This window comes from Leucobacter muris, from assembly GCF_004028235.1.
Taxonomy (GTDB): domain Bacteria; phylum Actinomycetota; class Actinomycetes; order Actinomycetales; family Microbacteriaceae; genus Leucobacter; species Leucobacter muris.
Map to the genome: position 1 here is coordinate 2,428,152 of NZ_CP035037.1, position 13,647 is coordinate 2,441,798.

Consider the following 13,647-nt stretch of genomic DNA (forward strand, 5'->3'; position numbering starts at 1 on the left):
GTCGACCGAGCGGCGTCACCGGAGGCTACGAGCTCCGTGCTGGGGTTCTGAATCACGAGATTATCTGCCTAACGTTGCTTTGCGGTTCTCTGCGTGAGAAACGGCCTTTTCGAGCCGCGACCATTCAAGAGTAACCGAAGATCACGGGAATGTCACGCTCGGGTCACGAAACCCTCAACCTCCCTTGAAACTTCAGGGATCTCGGGCTGTTCGAGGGGCCGAAAGTCTCTCGACGCCGAGAGATCAGATGACGCCCTGCTCGAGCATCGCCTGGGCCACGGTGACGAAGGCCGCGGAGTTCGCTCCGAGCACGTAGTCGCCCGGGCGGCCGTACCGCTCCGACGCCTGGTAGGTGGCGGCGTGCACGTCGCGCATGATGTCGTGCAGACGCGACTCGCTCTTGTCGCGGTCCCACCGCGAGCGCGCGGCGTTCTGGCTCATCTCGAGCGCCGACGTCGCGACGCCGCCCGCGTTGGCCGCCTTGCCCGGCGCGAACAGCACGCCCGCCTCCTGGAACAGCTCGACCGCGCCGGGCGTGGTGGGCATGTTGGCGCCCTCGGCGACCGCGCGCACGCCGCCGGCGATCAGCGCGCGGGCGTGATCCACGTTCAGCTCGTTCTGAGTCGCGCACGGCAGCGCGATTTCAGCGGGCACGTCCCACACCGCGCCGGTGGGCACGAAGTGCGCGCCCGGCCGGCGCGCGGCGTACTCCGAGATGCGGGCGCGCTCGACGCCCTTGACCTGCTTCAGCAGATCCACGTCGATGCCCTGCTCGTCGACCACGTAGCCGCCCGAGTCGGAGGCGGTGATGGCCTTGCCGCCGAGCTGCTGGATCTTCTCGATCGCGTAGGTGGCCACGTTGCCCGATCCCGAGACCACGGCTCTGCGGCCCTCGATCCCCTCGCCCGCGCGCAGCAGCATCTCCTCGGCGAAGAACACGGCGCCGTAGCCGGTGGCCTCGGTGCGCACCTCGGCGCCGCCCCAGCCCACGCCCTTGCCGGTCAGCACCCCGGCCTCGTAGCGCTGGGTGATGCGACGGTACTGGCCGAACAGGAAGCCGATCTCGCGGGCGCCCACGCCGATGTCGCCGGCGGGGATGTCGGTGTGCTCGCCGATGTGGTGCACGAGCTCGGTCATGAAACTCTGGCAGAACCGCATCACCTCGGCGTCGCTCTTGCCGCTCGGATCGAAATCCGATCCCCCCTTGCCGCCGCCGATGCGCTGCGAGGTGAGGGCGTTCTTGAAGATCTGCTCGAAACCGAGGAACTTCACCACCGAGAGGTTCACGGAGGGGTGGAAGCGCAGACCGCCCTTATAGGGGCCGAGCGCCGAGTTGAACTGCACGCGGAAGCCGCGGTTCACCCGCACCATGCCGGAGTCGTCAGTCCACGGCACCCGGAAGATCAGCTGCCGCTCGGGCTCCACCAGCCGGTCGAGGATGCCCCCCTCGATGAACTCCGGGTGCTCGGCGAGCACCGGGGTGAGCGTGTCGAGCACCTCGTGCACGGCCTGCAGGAATTCGGGCTCCGCGGCACTGCGGTGCTGAACGGTCTCGGCTACGGCGCGGAGATGCACCTCTGGGGTGGGCAGCGACAACGTGGACTCCTCGGTCTATCAGCTCCATTGCGAACGGGTCGGTGCAGACCCGCCGATTACAGGTTCACCCGCTCGCGCGGGTTCGTCTCTACACCGAGACGAAGATGTGGGCGGCGACCTCGAACGGCAGGTCGATCGCCTCTTCGGATCCGTCAACCTCGACGTGCACGACATCGCCGTTGCGCGTGAAGGTGGCGGAGCGGCCGGGCACCACGCCCGCCGCCGCGAGCTGCTCGAGCAGTTCGGGATCGACCTGCATCGGCTCGGCGAGGCGCTTGATGTTCGCCGACACGGAGCGGTCCAACTCGATGAGCAGCTCCCCCAGCCCGGTGACGCCGGTCTGGAAGGCGCCCGTGCGGACGCCGCCGAGCTCCTCGAGGCCCGGGATCGGGTTGCCGTAGGGCGACTCGGTGGGCCGGCCGAGGATGTCGAGGAGCTTGCGCTCGACGCGCTCGCTCATCACGTGCTCCCAGCGGCAGGCCTCTTCGTGCACGTACTCCCACTCGAGGCCGATCACATCGGCGAGCAGGCGCTCGGCGAGCCGGTGCTTGCGCATGACGTGCACCGCCTTCATGCGCCCGTCCGGGGTCAGCTCGAGTCGACGGTCGTCGGTGACGATCACGAGACCGTCGCGCTCCATGCGGCCGACGGTCTGCGACACCGTGGGGCCGGAGTGCCCGAGTCGCTCGGAGATGCGCGCGCGCAACGGCACGATCCCCTCTTCCTCGAGCTCGAGGATGGTGCGGAGATACATCTCGGTCGTATCGATGAGATCAGTCATCGCCGTCTCCTCTGCACGGAGTTGCACACGCGGCGCCGGGCGCCAGGGATACCAGCCTAGAGCATCCTCGGGGGCGTTCCGCGACCCGAGATGCGGGCGGCCGCCCGTCGCGGCCCGGTCGCTGCGCGTCCGAGGCCGTCGATAAGATATGACGCATGGCCGACATCACGATCCCATCCGACCTTCTTCCCGCCGACGGCCGCTTCGGCTGCGGACCCTCCAAGGTGCGCGACGAGCAGCTCAGCTTCCTCGCCTCGCTGCAGCCGGGGGTGCTCGGCACCTCGCACCGCCAGGCCCCCGTGAAGGATCTGGTGGGCAGCGTGCGCTCGGGCCTCGCCGAGCTGTTCCGCGCTCCCGAGGGCTACGAGATCCTGCTCGCCAACGGCGGCGCCACCACGTTCTGGGATTCCGCCGTCCACTCGCTCATCGAGCGCCGCAGCCAGCACCTCACCTTCGGGGAGTTCGGCGCGAAGTTCGCGAAGGCCGCGGCCTCGGCCCCGTTCCTCGACGAGCCCGACGTGCGCAGCGCCGACGCCGGCTCGCGATCGCAGTCCGAGCCCGTCGCGGGCGTCGACGTGTACGCCTACCCCCACAACGAGACCTCGACCGGCGTGATGGCGCCGGTGCGCCGCGTCGCCGGCGACGCGGGATCGCTCACCGTCGTCGACGCGACGAGCGGTGCGGGCGGCATCGACTTCGACGCGGACGAGGTCGACGTCTACTACTTCTCGCCCCAGAAGAACTTCGCCTCAGACGGCGGCCTCTGGTTCGCGCTCGTCTCGCCCGCCGCGATCGAGCGCATCGAGCGCGTCACCGCTTCGGGCCGCTACATCCCCGAGACGCTGAACCTCGCGGGCGCGATCGAGAACTCCCGCAAGAACCAGACGCTCAACACCCCGGCGCTCGCCACCCTCGGCCTCATGGACGAGCAGGTGCGCTGGATCAACGCCCAGGGCGGCCTCTCCTGGGCGGCCGATCGCACCCGCGAATCGTCCCAGGTGCTCTACGACTGGGCCGAGCGGTCGGCGGTCGCCACCCCGTTCGTGGCCGACCCCGACCACCGCTCGCAGGTGGTCGTCACCATCGACTTCGACGACGCCGTCGACGCCACGGCCATCTCGAAGGCGCTGCGCGCGAACGGCATCGTCGACACCGAGCCCTACCGCAAGCTCGGCCGCAACCAGCTGCGCGTCGCGACGTTCACCGCGATCGAGCCCGACGACGTGCGCAAGCTCACCGGCGCGATCGACTACGTGCTCGAGCGCCTCGGCTAGTCGCACGCGCTCGGCGCGGGTCGCCGTACGACAGAGCCCCTCCGATCCTCGGGATCGGAGGGGCTCTGTCGTACGGGCGCCCGGTCACTCCTCCTCAGAGCCCCCCCCTGCGCGGCGGCGGAGCCGGATTCTCCATCGTGGTCATCGTCTTCGTTCGGCTCGTCGGCGTCGTCGTCTTCGTCGTCATCGGAGTCATCGACGTCGTCGGTATCCTCGTCGAACAGCTCGGTCTCGTCGGCGTCGTCCTCGCGGTCCTCATCGAAGTCGTCGTCATCGGAGTCGTCGTGGGAGTCTTCCTCGAGGTCGACCCCGTCGATCTCGTCGTCGAAGTCACTGAAGTCGTTGTCGAGGATGTCGGCGTCGGCGTCCACGTCGTCCTCGTCGCTGAGCTCGGCCGCCGCAGCCTCGGCGGCCGCGGCCTCGTCGGCCGCCTGCTTCGCCTGCGCCTCGCGATACTGCGCCAGCCGCACCGACCACGGCACCCACTCGGGCGCCACGACCGCGCCCTCGCCGGGCAGCAGTTCGACCTCGAGCACGTTGACGGGCGACTGCTCGTCGACGCGGGCGAGCGTCGCGGCCCACCGCCAGCCGGGGTAGCCGGCGAGGCGGCACTCGAAGAAGAGGGTGAGCACGTGATCCTCGTGCGCCTCGTAACCGGCGTCCGAGCCGATCGACCCCGCGTCGGCGATCTCCGTGAGTGCCTCGCGGGCCTGCTCGCGGGCGGCGAGCAGCACGGGGTCGGCAGTGGGAGTCGCCTGATCGGCGTGCTCGCTCGCGGCGACCGCCGCGGCCTCAGCGGGTTGCACGGTCTCAGCGGGCTGCACGACCTCGGTCGCTGCGGCCTCGGGGCTCGCCCCGACGGTCTCAGGCGCCTGCTCCGCGGGTTCGGCCGCGGCCTCGTGCGGCTCAGACATCGAAATCGTCCGCGACGTGGCGAAGCATGGTGGCGACCTTGCGCGACTGGGCACGCTCGGGGTACTGCCCCTTCTTGAGCCTGGCGCCGAGCCCGTCGAGCAGCTTCACGAGATCTTCGACGATGACCGCCATCTCGTCGGCCGACTTGCGGTTGCGCTTCGCGAGGCGCGGGGTGTCAAGCACGCGCACCGAGAGCGCCTGCGGCCCCTTCCGGCCGTCGGCGACGCTGTACTCCAGGCGCGTTCCGGGCTGCACGTCGGCACCGTCAGGGATCACCGACGCGTGCAGGTACACCTGCGCTCCGTCATCACCCTGGATGAACCCGAAGCCCCTCGCCTCGTCATAGAACCTGACCTTGCCGTTCGGCATGCCTCGTTCCTCTCCTGTCCGGCGGATCTCCGCTGCTCGGATCTTCCGCTTCCTGAACCGCGATCACCGCGTGATCGCATACCCGGTCAAGTCTATCCGGCCGAGCTTCGCAGTACACGCAGCGGATCCCGCGGTAAAATGGACCGGATGTCGACCGAACCCAGCTCCCCCTCGCTTCTCGAGCGCATTCTCGCGTATGCCTCGCTCACCATCATCGCGGTGGCGCTCCTGTCGTTCTTCGCCACGCTCATCGTGGGCATGAACGACCGCTTCGCCATGGCCGAGGGCCTGTGGCCGTTCGTCTACGGCTTCTCACTGTTCGGTCTGCCCGTCGGCTTCGTGCTGCTGATCCTTCTGCTGATCCTGAGCCAGCGCAGGCGCCGCGCCGAGTTCCGGCGCGAACACGGGCGCTGAGCGCCCCTCACGACATGAGCGGCATCCTCGCGCTCGCCTCCGCCGTCGCGGGGATGGATCGCTCCGCGCTGCAGTCGCTCGTGCGCCGTCGGCGGGTGCAGTCGCCCGCGAGTGTGCTCGATCCGATCGGCCTCGCCACCGAGCTGCTGCGCCCGGAGTCGGTCGCGCGCACGCTGGCGGGCCTCGATCGGCGCGGTCTCGCCGCGCTGCTGGATCCGCGCGGCGCCGCTCCATCGGAGCTCGCGCTGTTGACGGGGCTCGGACTGCTCGGGATCGAGGAGCGGCACGGCGGATCCGATCCGGTGCCGCTGCCCGAGGTGGAGGCGGTGCTGCGCGACGCGCTCCAGGCGGCGGGCATCGACGCCGGGTCGCTGACGCTCGAGGCCGACGAGCCCGCCCCCGCGGAGACCCCCGGCGCAGCCGCCGCTGACGGCTCGCACTCCTGGTACGCGACGGGGCTCACGGCCGTGGCGCAGGCGGCGGAGAGCCTGCGCGCGCTGAGGGAGCGGCCCGGACGCCTCAATCGCACCGGCACGGTCGCGGTGGCGACGGTGCGAGCGCTCTCCGAGACGACGCGCATCGAGGCCGACCCGCTGGCACGCACGCTCACCGCCCTCGACCGGGCCGCGCTCACGAGCACCGCGGTCTCGGACGCGGCGCTGATCCCGTCGTCCCGCGCCCCCGCGTGGCTCGACGCCGCCCCCGCCGCCCGCTGGGCCGCCCTCGCCGAGGCGACGCTCGTGTCGATGAGCCCCGAACTGAGCGCGACGCTGCGGAGTGGCGACACCGCCGATCTCGCCGGAGCCGCGGCGGCGCTGCCGCAGAGGTTCCCGCTGCTGCCGGAGGCGGAGTTCGCCGCCGCGCGATCCTTCGCGGCCGATGCCGAGCACCTCGGCCTCACCGTGCGGGGACGCCTCAGCGAGGTCGCACTGCGGCTGCTCGCCGGCGAACGCGCCGAGGCGGGCGCCCTGATCGATCGGATCTTCCCGGCGGCCTCGCCCGGCGTCTACGTGCAGCCCGACCTCAGCGTCGTCGTCCCCGGCCCCCTCTCCCCCGGCGACGAGGCCCTGCTGGCCTCGCTCACCGCCCCCGAGCACGTGGGCGTGGCCTCGACCCGCCGCATCACCGAGGCCTCGGTGTCGTCCGCACTGCAGCGCGGGCTTCCCGCCTCGGAGGCCCGGGCTGCGTTCGATCGGCTCTCGCTCACCGGCATCCCCCAGCCGCTCGACTACCTGCTGGGGTCGCTCGCCGAGCGGCTCGGCAGCATCATCGTCGACGAGCACGATGGCGACGGCGGCCGCACCCGCATCACGGTCGCGCGCCCCGACCTCGCCGAGACCCTGCTCGTCGACCGAGCGCTGCAGCACCTCCAGCTGCGGCGAGCCCCCGCGGTCGCGCGGTCCGCGGCCCCGGGCACCGCCGCCGCGGGCGAGACCACGCTCTTCTCCCGACTGCGCATCGACCACGTGCTCGCCGCGCTCGCCGACGCCCGCTACCACGCCACGGGCAGGCGATCCGCGGATCCCGCACCCGGCTCGCGCACCGCGACGCCTGCCGCCGCGGGCGCATCCGTCGCAGGCGCGCCCCGGGACGATGCACCGGCGCCTCCCGAGGATCCCGCCGCCGCGTCGAGCGCGCCGGCCGAACCGCAGCTGTCGGAGCCCCTGGCGGCGCTCGTCGACCGCGTCTTCGCCGCCGCGCACTCCCAACCGGGCGCGGGAGACTTCACGCGTCGACTCGAACTCGCGATCCGGGACCGCAGCCCCGTGCGCGTCACCGCCGAGGCCCGCGGAGAGAGCCGCACCTTCACACTGCTGCCGGTCTCGGTGAACGCGGGGCGCCTGCGCGCGAGCGATGCGGGGGCCGGCGTCGAGCGCACCCTGCCGATCAGCACGATCACCGCGGTCGACCCCGCCTGATCCCGGCCTCCGAACCGGCATCCCCAGCAGAAGATTCCAATCCGCGCCGCGTAGAATCGACAGCTATGACTCTCGGGCCCCTCATCGTGCAGAGCGACCACACCGTGCTCCTGGAGGTCGCGCACCCCGACGCAGAAGACGCCCGCCACGAGCTCGCCGTCTTCGCCGAGCTCGAGCGCGCCCCCGAGCACATCCACACCTACCGGGTCACGCGGCTCGGCCTCTGGAACGCGCGCGCCGCCGGGCACACCGCCGAAGAGATCCTCGGCACGCTGAACCGCTACGCCAAGTTCCCCGTGCCCGCCGGGGTCGCGAGCGAGATCGAGGACACGATGCGCCGCTACGGGCGCCTCACCATCGAGCGCCTCTCGAGCGACGAGGCGCCGGCCTCCCCGTCCGCCGACGACACCGCGGCCCCGCAGCTCGTGCTGCGCTCCGACGACCCGGCGATCCTGCGCGAGGTCACCAGCGCGAAGAAGATCGCCCCGCTGCTCGGCAACCGCATCGACGAGCGCACCTACCCGCTCGAGCCCTGGGCGCGCGGCGAACTCAAGCAGCAGCTCGTGTCTCGCGGCTGGCCCGCCGAGGATCTCGCGGGCTACACCCCCGGCGAACCCTACGGCATCGACCTCGAGCAGCAGGGCTGGCACCTGCGCGACTACCAGGCCAAGGCGGTCGAGGCGTTCCAGCGCGGCGGCTCGGGCGTGGTCGTGCTGCCGTGCGGCGCCGGCAAGACGATCGTGGGTGCGGCGGCGATGGCCGAGGTGGGGGCGAAGACGCTGATCCTCGTCACCAACGCGGTCTCGGCTCGCCAGTGGCGCGACGAGCTGCTGCGCCGCACCTCGCTCACCGAGGACGAGATCGGAGAGTACTCCGGGCAGGTCAAGGAGATCAGACCGGTCACCATCGCCACCTACCAGATCCTCACGAGCCGACGGAAGGGCGAGTATCAGCACCTCTCGCTGCTCGACGCCGAAGACTGGGGCGTGATCGTCTACGACGAGGTGCACCTGCTGCCGGCCCCCGTATTCAAGCTCACCGCCGACCTGCAGGCGCGCCGCCGCCTCGGCCTCACCGCCACGCTCGTGCGCGAGGACGGTCGCGAGGGCGACGTGTTCAGCCTGATCGGCCCGAAGCGCTACGACGCCGCGTGGAAAGACATCGAGGCGCAGGGCTTCATCGCCCCCGCCGCGTGCTTCGAGGTGCGGGTCGAGCTGCCCGAGTCGGAACGCATGGACTACGCGGTCGCCGAGGATCAGGATCGCTACCGCATCGCCTCGTCGACCCCCGAGAAGCAGCGCATCGCGCAGCGCATCATCGAGAAGCACCCCGGCGAGAGCGTGCTCGTGATCGGCCAGTACATCGACCAGCTCGAGGCGATGTCCGACGCGCTCGGGGCGCCGCTCATCACCGGCCAGACCCCCGTCGACGAGCGCGAGCAGCTCTTCCAGGCGTTCCGCAGCGGCGAAGAGCGGATCCTCGTCGTCTCGAAGGTCGCGAACTTCTCGGTCGACCTTCCCGACGCGTCGGTCGCGATCCAGATCTCGGGATCGTTCGGCTCGCGCCAGGAGGAGGCGCAGCGCCTCGGCCGTCTGCTGCGCCCCAAGGCCGCCGGCATCACGGCGTCGTTCTACACGCTCATCGCGCGCGACACCGTCGACCAGGACTTCGCGCAGAACCGCCAGCGATTCCTCGCCGAGCAGGGGTACAGCTACACGATTCTCGACGCGCACGAGGTGTAGGCGGCCGAGGCCGCCCGACCCCTCCGGGCACGCCTCACACGTGGGAGGTCAGCACCCACATCAGCCGGGTGCGCTCGCGCTCCGACGGGTTGCGCCAGATGTGGGCGTGGCACGCGTCGAAGCTCACCGAGTCTCCCTCGCCCAGCAGATACGTCTCGGCCTCGATGCGCAGCTCGAGCGTTCCCGCGAGCACCACGACGAACTCGCGATCGACGGGCAGACGGTACGGTTCGGGTTCGAAGCCGCCGCCCGGTTCGACCCAGGTCTCGATCACCTGCACGTCGCTCTGGCCCGGAGGCGAGAGCACCGTGTCGGAGACGCCCTCCCCCATGAGCTTCGCCGGCTCGCGGTCGCCGTGACGGCTGACGTACACCTTGGGCGGGTCGAAGAGCCGGCCCATCGGCATGGTGAGCGCGTCGCAGATCGCCGCGAGCGAGGTCACCGAGGCTGACGCGAGACCTCGTTCGACCTGCGAGATGAATCCCTTGGTGAGGCCGGTGAACGCCGCCACGCTGCTGATCGTCATGCCGCGCTCCTCACGGGCGACGCGCAGGCGGAAGCCGATCTGGGCGAGCTGGGCCGTCGCACCGGAGTGCGGATGGCGAGCCGTGGTGCCGCGTTCGGCCATGGGGTGCTCCGATCTGCCAGCGGACGCCGGGTCTTCGACGACGCCTCTATCCTGCCCGCTCCGCAACCGTTGACGAAACTCTTCGGCAGTGTTTAGTATAACCATACACAGTATTGCGTGATAAAACTGCGGTACTCGGCGCCGGCACTCCGGACACCCGAGCGACAGCGGACAGCGACGTCCGCGGAAGGAGACACATCGACCATGCGACTCGGCCAGGCCATCAGCTCGCTCCTCACCGAATACGGGATCGAGCAGATCTTCGGAATCCCGGGAGTCCATACGCTCGAGCTCTTCCGCGACATCGATCGCAGCGGGCTGCGCGTGACCATCCCCCGTCACGAGCAGGGCGCCGGATTCATGGCCGACGCCTACACCCGCGTCTCGGGCATCCCCGGCGTCTGCTACCTCATCACGGGGCCCGGCGTCCTCAACGCCCTCACGCCGATCGCCCAGGCCTGGCACGATTCGATCCCGATGCTCGTCATCGGGTCGACCGTCACGCGCGATCAGCTCGGCGAGCACCGCGGCACCCTGCACGACACCCCCGACCTCGCCGAGGTGCTCCGCCCCTTCACGCTGATCAGCGAGACGGCCACCTCGGCGGAGCGGGTCGCCGAGCTGATCGACGAGGCCTTCCGGCGATGGGAGCACGAGCGCGCCCGGCCCGTCTACATCGGAGTGCCGCGCGACCTGCTCGAGGAGGAGGTCGGCGAACCCCACCGGCCTGCCCCGCGGGCGCCCCTCCCTCCCGCCGCCGAAACCGAGGAGATCTCGGCCCGACTGGTCGAGGCCCTCGACCGCCTCGCCTCCTCCGACCGCCCGGTGATCGTCGCCGGCGGAGGCGCCCGCCACGACGGCGCGGCCGTGACCCGGCTCGCGGAACGCCTGGCCGCCCCGGTCGTCCTCACCGGCAACGCGAAGGGCCTCATCGCCGACGAGCACCCGCTCAATGTCGGCATCAGCATGCCCTTCCCCCGCACCCAGGAGCTGCTCGAGGACGCCGACCTCGTGGTCGCCCTCGGCACCGAGCTCTCCGACTTCGAGTTCCTGTTCACCGGCTCGCCCGAGCCGCGCCTGGCTGACATCGTGCGAGTCGACATCGACCCCCAGACGACCCACCCGGATCAGACCCGCCCCACGCTGCCGATGCGGGTCGCGGATTTCGCACGGACGGCGCTCGCCGGCCTCGAGGAGCCGAATGCTGCGGCGAGCGCGGCTGGCGCGGCGCGGGCGGCCACCGCGAAGTCCGGGCTCGCGGAGGCGCGGGAAGCGGATCCGCACACCCCCTGGATCGACGCCATCGAGCGAGCGCTGCCCGAGTCGGCGATCCTCACCGCCGACTCGGCGCAGGTCGCCTACCAGTCGCACCACTTCCTCTCGCTGCACGGACCCGGGCGCTGGCTCGCCCCCTACGGCTACGGCACGCTCGGCCCCGCGCTCCCCATGGCGATCGGCGCGGCCATCGCGGCACCGGGCCGGCCCGTCATCGGGCTCGCGGGCGACGGCAGCTCGCTGTTCACGCTGCCCGAGCTCGCGACCGCGCACGATCTCGGCGCCAACATCACACTCGTCATCTGGGACAACGGCGGCTACCGCGAGATCGAGATCTCCTTCGACCGCACCGACATCCAGCCCGCAGGGGTTCGCACCTCCGCTCACGAGCTCGGGGCGATCGCCGCGGGGTTCGGCGCCGAGGTGACGCGCGCCACGACACCCGCGGAACTGGAGGATGCCCTGCGGGAGGCGACGGCTCGACCCGCGCTGTCGGTCATCGTCGTAAGGGCCCCGGCGGAGCACCGCGTCGAAGCCGATTCGCTGCTGCGCGAAGGGGCGGACGCATGAGCCTCTAGATCCCCTACGCCACCACTGTCTCTCCGGATGGCGGTCGGATCACCTCCCAGGTCGACTTCTCGCAGGTCCCGCGATTCTCCGGCCCCGGCACCTTCGCGGGGCTTCCCCGCCTCGAAGACGTCGGCGAGGCGCAGGCCGGTGTCATCGGCATCCCGTTCGACGCGGGAGTCACCTTCCGCCCGGGCGCGCGATTCGGCCCGGCAGGGATCCGGGGCGCCAGCCACCTCATCCGCCCCTACAACGTCGAACTCGACGCGTTCCCGTTCGCGCACCACCAGGTCGCCGACGTCGGCAACCTGGCCATCACCCCCTTCGGAATCGAACGCGCGGTCTCGGCGATGATCGACGGCCTCTCCGAGGCCCGCGAACGCTCCGGCAAGCTGGTGGTGCTCGGCGGCGACCACACGATCGCATACCCGTCGATCAAGACGCTCGCCGCCCGGCACGGTCCGATCTCCGTGCTGCACTTCGACGCGCACATCGACACCTTCGGCACCTACTTCGGCGCCGCGCTCCACCACGGCGCGCCCTTCCGCCGCGCCGCGGAAGAGGGGCTGCTCGACCCCGAGGGATGCATGCACGTCGGGATCCGCGGGCCCCTCTACGGCCCGCACGATCTCTCGGACGATCGGGCGCTCGGGTTCCAGACCGTCCACTCCAGCGAGTTCTCGACGACGGGCCTCGAAGGGGTGCTGGAGCAGATCCTCAGCAGGCTCGGAGAACGCCCCGTCTACGTATCCGTGGACATCGACGTGCTCGATCCGGCGTTCGCACCGGGCACCGGCACCCCCGAGCCGGGCGGCCTCACCAGCCGCGAACTGCTCTTCCTGCTTCGCGGACTCGCACCGCTCGACGTCGTGGGCGCCGACGTGGTCGAGGTCGCGCCCGCCTACGATCACGCAGATGTCACCTCGCTCGCCGCGGCGCACGTCGCCTACGAGTTCCTCTCCCTCTGGGGGCGGTAGCCCCCCTCCACCCGCGGTCGCCCGCGACGAAGAAACGGAAGAATCAATGACGACACTCTCCCGCATCACCTCCGCGGTGGCGCTCACCGGCGCCGCCGCACTCCTCCTCGCAGCGTGCTCGGGCGGCGAGGCCGCCCCGCCGCCCGACCGCGACCTCGGAACGCCCCGGGTCGGGGAGATCGCCCCGGGAGCGCTGGAGGGGACCACCCTCACCTACGCCGGTCCGGGCGGCATCTTCCAGGAAGGCCAGGACGAGGCCATCTGGCAGCCCTTCGCCGAAGCATCCGGAGCGAGAATGCAGATGGACGCCTTCGACTCGGGCAAGCTGAAGGCGATGGCCGACAGCGGCAACGTGTCGTGGGACATCGTCGACACCTCCCAGGTCGACACCGCCCGCAACTGCGGCACGCTGTACGAGAAGATCGACCGCTCGAAGATCGACACCTCCGAGCTCCACGAGGGCACGATCACCGACGACTGCATGATCCCGAACGTCATGTACGGCTTCGTCATCGCCTACAACACCGAGGTGTTCGGAGACGACCCGCCGCGCAGCGCGGCCGACTTCTTCGACACCGTCCGGTTCCCCGGCAAGCGCACGGTGCCGCAGACCACCTACGTCGATCCGCAGAATCTCGAGTTCGCCCTCATGGCCGAAGGCGTGGACCTCGACCGGTTGCAGCCCGAGCACATCGACCAGGCGATCGAGAAGTATCAGAGCCTCGGCGACGACATGATCGCTTGGAGCACCGGAGCCCAGGCCCAGCAGCAGCTCGAGAGCGGCGAGGCCGTGATGGGCTTCGTGTGGTCGGGCCGCGGCTACGGGGCCGCCGAGGCCGGCGCCCCCATCGCGCCGGTCTGGGACGAGTGGCTCGTCGCGATCGACTCGACCGCGATCCCGAAGGGGGCGAAGGATCCCGAGGCCTCGCACGCCGCGATCAACTACTTCCTCGGCGCCGATCAGCAGGCAGGAATGACCGAGCTCAACTCCATGTCGCCGGTCAACGTGCACGCCGAGCCGCAGGTCGACGAGACGCTGTCCGATTGGCTGGCGAGCACGCGCTTCGAGACCGGCCGAGTCCCCAACTTCGATTTCTGGGTGGAGAACTACGATGCGATGGCCTCGGCCTGGGCGGCATGGGTGACCGGGGCGTGAGCCGCCGCCCCTGACGCCCGCGGGATCGCGCAAG

General features: G+C 70.8%; 12 protein-coding genes. 7 read left to right on the forward strand and 5 right to left on the reverse strand.

The genetic code is table 11. The annotated features are described in order from the left end of the window. Nucleotides 1–243: 243 nt before the first annotated feature. Entirely contained in the window at nucleotides 244–1,596 is a 1,353-nt protein-coding gene (gene gdhA, locus Leucomu_RS11380) for an NADP-specific glutamate dehydrogenase (protein WP_017883518.1), read from the reverse strand. Nucleotides 1,597–1,684: 88 nt separating this feature from the next. Beyond that, nucleotides 1,685–2,377 (reverse strand): metal-dependent transcriptional regulator, encoded by a 693-nt coding sequence (locus tag Leucomu_RS11385; protein ID WP_128387301.1) that lies wholly within the window; start codon nucleotides 2,375–2,377, stop codon nucleotides 1,685–1,687. 155 nt (nucleotides 2,378–2,532) lie between these two features. On the opposite strand from Leucomu_RS11385, the gene serC reads away from it, so the two are divergent. After that, the gene (gene serC / locus Leucomu_RS11390) at nucleotides 2,533–3,651 is read left to right on the forward strand and encodes a phosphoserine transaminase (RefSeq protein ID WP_128387302.1); all 1,119 of its coding nucleotides are present in this window, start codon (nucleotides 2,533–2,535) and stop codon (nucleotides 3,649–3,651) included. Here the strand turns inward: serC and Leucomu_RS11395 are convergent. Both Leucomu_RS11395 and Leucomu_RS11400 read right to left on the reverse strand, forming a co-directional pair. Next, entirely contained in the window at nucleotides 3,648–4,565 is a 918-nt protein-coding gene (locus Leucomu_RS11395; RefSeq protein ID WP_128387303.1) for a DUF3027 domain-containing protein, read from the reverse strand. The two genes, serC and Leucomu_RS11395, sit on opposite strands and share 4 nt — an antisense overlap. Further along, a complete protein-coding gene (locus Leucomu_RS11400) occupies nucleotides 4,558–4,935 on the reverse strand; it encodes a cold-shock protein (protein ID WP_017883522.1) in 378 nt (125 codons plus the stop codon). Before Leucomu_RS11400 ends, Leucomu_RS11395 begins: the two co-directional genes overlap by 8 nt. Nucleotides 4,936–5,082: 147 nt before the next feature. On the opposite strand from Leucomu_RS11400, the gene Leucomu_RS11405 reads away from it, so the two are divergent. From Leucomu_RS11405 to Leucomu_RS11415, 3 genes are all read left to right on the forward strand, one after another. Then, nucleotides 5,083–5,349, forward strand: a complete 267-nt coding sequence (locus Leucomu_RS11405) for a hypothetical protein (protein WP_041205213.1) — start codon at nucleotides 5,083–5,085, stop codon at nucleotides 5,347–5,349. A 14-nt stretch (nucleotides 5,350–5,363) separates the two neighbouring features. Then, on the forward strand, nucleotides 5,364–7,268 hold the full coding sequence (locus Leucomu_RS11410) for a helicase-associated domain-containing protein (RefSeq protein WP_128387304.1): 1,905 nt from the start codon (nucleotides 5,364–5,366) through the stop codon (nucleotides 7,266–7,268). Nucleotides 7,269–7,333: 65 nt separating this feature from the next. After that, nucleotides 7,334–9,010, forward strand: a complete 1,677-nt coding sequence (locus tag Leucomu_RS11415) for a DNA repair helicase XPB (RefSeq protein WP_128387305.1) — start codon at nucleotides 7,334–7,336, stop codon at nucleotides 9,008–9,010. 34 nt (nucleotides 9,011–9,044) lie between these two features. Here Leucomu_RS11415 and Leucomu_RS11420 read toward each other — a convergent pair whose 3' ends face one another. Beyond that, complete coding sequence (locus Leucomu_RS11420) at nucleotides 9,045–9,638, reverse strand: helix-turn-helix domain-containing protein (protein ID WP_128387306.1); 594 nt, start codon at nucleotides 9,636–9,638, stop codon at nucleotides 9,045–9,047. Between the two features lie 204 nt (nucleotides 9,639–9,842). Here Leucomu_RS11420 and Leucomu_RS11425 point away from each other — a divergent pair, with 204 nt between their 5' ends. From Leucomu_RS11425 to Leucomu_RS11435, 3 genes are read left to right on the forward strand one after another with little or no spacing between them, the layout of a single operon-like run. Further along, nucleotides 9,843–11,483 carry a 5-guanidino-2-oxopentanoate decarboxylase gene (locus Leucomu_RS11425; protein WP_128387307.1) on the forward strand — a complete coding sequence of 547 codons (1,641 nt, stop codon included), beginning with the start codon at nucleotides 9,843–9,845 and terminating at the stop codon, nucleotides 11,481–11,483. Nucleotides 11,484–11,491: 8 nt separating this feature from the next. After that, nucleotides 11,492–12,457, forward strand: coding sequence for an agmatinase (gene speB, locus Leucomu_RS11430; protein WP_407656660.1), 966 nt, complete (start codon nucleotides 11,492–11,494; stop codon nucleotides 12,455–12,457). Between the two features lie 46 nt (nucleotides 12,458–12,503). Then, nucleotides 12,504–13,613: an ABC transporter substrate-binding protein gene (locus tag Leucomu_RS11435; protein WP_128387309.1), complete on the forward strand. Its 1,110-nt coding sequence runs from the start codon at nucleotides 12,504–12,506 to the stop codon at nucleotides 13,611–13,613. Nucleotides 13,614–13,647: the final 34 nt, after the last annotated feature.

What these genes read in the sequence shown, in the direction of transcription:
- Leucomu_RS11385 (WP_128387301.1), bottom strand. Translation starts at nt 2,377, where the DNA reads ATGACTGATCTCATCGATACGACCGAGATGTATCTCCGCACCATCCTC.
- serC (WP_128387302.1), top strand. Translation starts at nt 2,533, where the DNA reads ATGGCCGACATCACGATCCCATCCGACCTTCTTCCCGCCGACGGCCGC.
- Leucomu_RS11395 (WP_128387303.1), bottom strand. Translation starts at nt 4,565, where the DNA reads ATGTCTGAGCCGCACGAGGCCGCGGCCGAACCCGCGGAGCAGGCGCCT.
- Leucomu_RS11400 (WP_017883522.1), bottom strand. Translation starts at nt 4,935, where the DNA reads ATGCCGAACGGCAAGGTCAGGTTCTATGACGAGGCGAGGGGCTTCGGG.
- Leucomu_RS11405 (WP_041205213.1), top strand. Translation starts at nt 5,083, where the DNA reads ATGTCGACCGAACCCAGCTCCCCCTCGCTTCTCGAGCGCATTCTCGCG.
- Leucomu_RS11410 (WP_128387304.1), top strand. Translation starts at nt 5,364, where the DNA reads ATGAGCGGCATCCTCGCGCTCGCCTCCGCCGTCGCGGGGATGGATCGC.
- Leucomu_RS11415 (WP_128387305.1), top strand. Translation starts at nt 7,334, where the DNA reads ATGACTCTCGGGCCCCTCATCGTGCAGAGCGACCACACCGTGCTCCTG.
- Leucomu_RS11420 (WP_128387306.1), bottom strand. Translation starts at nt 9,638, where the DNA reads ATGGCCGAACGCGGCACCACGGCTCGCCATCCGCACTCCGGTGCGACG.
- Leucomu_RS11425 (WP_128387307.1), top strand. Translation starts at nt 9,843, where the DNA reads ATGCGACTCGGCCAGGCCATCAGCTCGCTCCTCACCGAATACGGGATC.
- Leucomu_RS11435 (WP_128387309.1), top strand. Translation starts at nt 12,504, where the DNA reads ATGACGACACTCTCCCGCATCACCTCCGCGGTGGCGCTCACCGGCGCC.